4 protein-coding genes are annotated in these 2,525 nt (G+C 67.6%); 2 read left to right on the forward strand and 2 right to left on the reverse strand.

The window, feature by feature from the left end; all coding sequences use genetic code 11:
* Positions 1-1,033 (forward strand): DMT family transporter (locus AB0O71_RS00515; protein WP_363740678.1); only part of this gene is annotated, 1,033 nt, incomplete at its 5' end.
* Here the strand turns inward: AB0O71_RS00515 and AB0O71_RS00520 are convergent.
* Positions 1,030-1,587 carry a nitroreductase family protein gene (locus AB0O71_RS00520; protein WP_363740681.1) on the reverse strand — a complete coding sequence of 186 codons (558 nt, stop codon included), beginning with the start codon at positions 1,585-1,587 and terminating at the stop codon, positions 1,030-1,032. The genes AB0O71_RS00515 and AB0O71_RS00520 overlap by 4 nt on opposite strands.
* Positions 1,584-2,021: a peptide-methionine (R)-S-oxide reductase MsrB gene (gene msrB, locus AB0O71_RS00525; protein ID WP_363740684.1), complete on the reverse strand. Its 438-nt coding sequence runs from the start codon at positions 2,019-2,021 to the stop codon at positions 1,584-1,586. The genes AB0O71_RS00520 and msrB overlap by 4 nt, the downstream gene beginning before the upstream one ends.
* A gap of 258 nt (positions 2,022-2,279) precedes the next feature.
* On the opposite strand from msrB, the gene AB0O71_RS00530 reads away from it, so the two are divergent.
* A partial coding sequence (locus AB0O71_RS00530; RefSeq protein WP_363740686.1) for a hypothetical protein occupies positions 2,280-2,525 on the forward strand: 246 nt, incomplete at its 3' end.

The raw sequence follows: 2,525 nt of genomic DNA on the forward strand, positions 1-2,525 counted from the left end.
CGCCGCTCGCTCGCCGGGGGCTCGGCGCACGGGCGGGGATTCGGCGAGCGAGCTGCCCAGCCGGAGTAAGGTTGGGCGAGTGCCGCACTCCAAGTTCCCCGTTTGGGCCGCCCTCGTTGGTTCAGGGCTCGCGGGAGTGCTCGTCGCGGTGCAGTCCCGCATCAACGGGGGCCTCAGCCAGGAGATCGGCAACGGGTACGTCACTGCTGCGGCTTCGTTCGGCTCGGGTCTCCTCGTGATGTGCATCGCGGTGCTCGCGACGCACCGCGGCCGTACCGGCGTCGCCCGATTGCGCCACGAGGTTCGTTCGCGCGCGCTTCCGGTCTGGACGCTCTTCGGCGGAGCGGGCGGTGCGTTCTTCGTACTGGCTCAGGGTCTGGTCGCCCCGACCATGGGTCTCGCGCTCTTCACCGTCGGTATCGTCGCCGGCCAGGTGTTCGGCGGGCTCGTGCTCGATCGCGCCGGGCTCGGCCCAGGCGGGCGCATCGACCCGACGCCGATGCGTATCGCCGGTACCGTACTTGCGATCGGCGCTGTGGCGCTCTCGGTGGGATTCAGCGGTGTGCAGGGTGCCTGGCTGATCGTGTTCCCCGTGATCATCGGCGCCTGCGTTTCCGCGCAATCGATGGTGAACGGACTGGTGCGGGCGGCTGCGCAGAGCGCGGTCACATCGACGTTCGTGAACTTCGTCGTGGGTACGGTGATCCTCACGGTCATGGCGGCGGTATCCGTCGCGGCGAACGGGTGGCCCACCAACTGGCCGTCGGCGCCCTACTTCTATATCGGCGGAGTGATCGGCACGCTGTTCATCGCCGTCGCCGCGATGCTCGTGCGTACCGCGGGGGTGTTGCTGCTCAGCATGTCGAACGTCGCCGGGCAGCTGCTCGCCTCGGTCGCCTTCGAGGCGGGCGTCCCGCTTTCGGGCGGGTTGACGCAGGGCATGATCGCCGGCTCGGCTGTTGCGCTGCTCGCCGTTGTCATCGCCGCGCTTCCCTCTCGCCCGCGTGAGAATCGGCGCGCGAGCGAGAGCTAGCGCGGCCCGGCCAGGTGGCGCGCGAGATCGAGCGGCTTGCGGGGCTTCTCGGCACGATCTCGCTCGGGGATCCCACCGACGTGCAGCCACCCGAGCAGGTACTCCGGCTTCTTCACACCGAGTGCTTTGCGCACGGCCTTGCTCCGCGTGTGCGTGCCGCTCTTCCAGATGGAGCCCCAGCCTGACTCGTGCAGCAGCAGGCCCAGGAAGTGCGTGACGCCGCTCGCAACCGCCTCCTGCTCCCACAGCGGCACCTTGCGCGTGTCACCGGGGCTGACCACAACGACGAGAACCAGCGGCGCACGGGTCATCTTCGCGATGTGCTTGCCGCGATCCTCACCCGATGCCTTCGCGAGGCCCTGTGCGAGCTTCTTACGATCTCTGCCGCGCAGCTCGATGATGCGCCACGGTCGCATACGCGAGTGGTCGGAGACGCTCGCCATGACGGCCACGTACTCCTCGAGCTCCTCACGCGTGGGCGCCTCGTCGGTGACCTTCGAGTGTGAGCGCCGGCGCTTCAGAGCGCGATAAGCAGGCCCCCCGAACTCGGTCATGCGTCGTCGGGACGTGCACCGGGCTCGAAGCTCAGTGAAAGCGAGTTCATGCAGTAGCGGTCGCCGGTGGGCGTGCCGAAGCCGTCGGGAAACACGTGGCCGAGATGGGATCCGCACTGGGCGCAGCGCACCTCGGTGCGCACCATGCCGAGGCTCTTGTCTTCGAGCAGCTCGACCGCGCCGGGGCGCACGCTTTCGTAAAAGCTCGGCCAGCCGCAGCCCGAATCGAACTTCGTGCCGGCGACGAAGAGTTCGTTGCCGCAGGCGCGGCAGCGGTACAAGCCGTCGCGCTCTTCGTCGAGCAGTTCACCGGTGCCGGCGCGCTCGGTGCCCTGGTTGCGGAGAACGGCGTACTCCTCGGGGGCGAGCCGTTCGCGCCACTCGCTCTCGCTGAGCTGGAAGGGGTAGTCGGCCGAATCGATGGGCTTGCTCATGGAAACCTCCGGAGTCGTGAAGTGGCTCGCCCAGTGTACGCCGGGGGAGCGGGAGCGTGGTGCGAGCCGGGTCCGCCCCGGGCAGGTCGGGTCGGCTGCTTAAGATTCGCCTGTGCAGCACCCGAACTTAGGGTGGGAGTTGCAAGGTCTGATGAAAATCGTCAGACTATACGGTGGTACTGCAGGTTAGGGGAGCCTCAGTTCAGTCCGACGAGCGGGTTGCTGTTTGCGCGGTGGCCGCCGAGACAAAAGGAAATGATGAGTCATAACGCAGAAGTGCCGACGCGTGCTTGGGCGAGCCGAGGTCGCTTGTCAGTAGGAAAAGGCTTAGTCGGCGCAATCGCCGCCGTCGTGCTCGCCCTTGGTGGCGCCCTAGCAGCCCCCACGATCGCGAACGCCGAGGAGATGACGTCTCTTGCGCTTTCTGCGGTTCCGGCTGAAGGCAGCCTGACGGTTGCGGCTACAGTTTCGAACCCGCCGGCGGGCAGCCCCGGCACGTATGTT

The organism is Leucobacter sp. NPDC077196, from assembly GCF_040687075.1.
Lineage (GTDB): Bacteria > Actinomycetota > Actinomycetes > Actinomycetales > Microbacteriaceae > Leucobacter.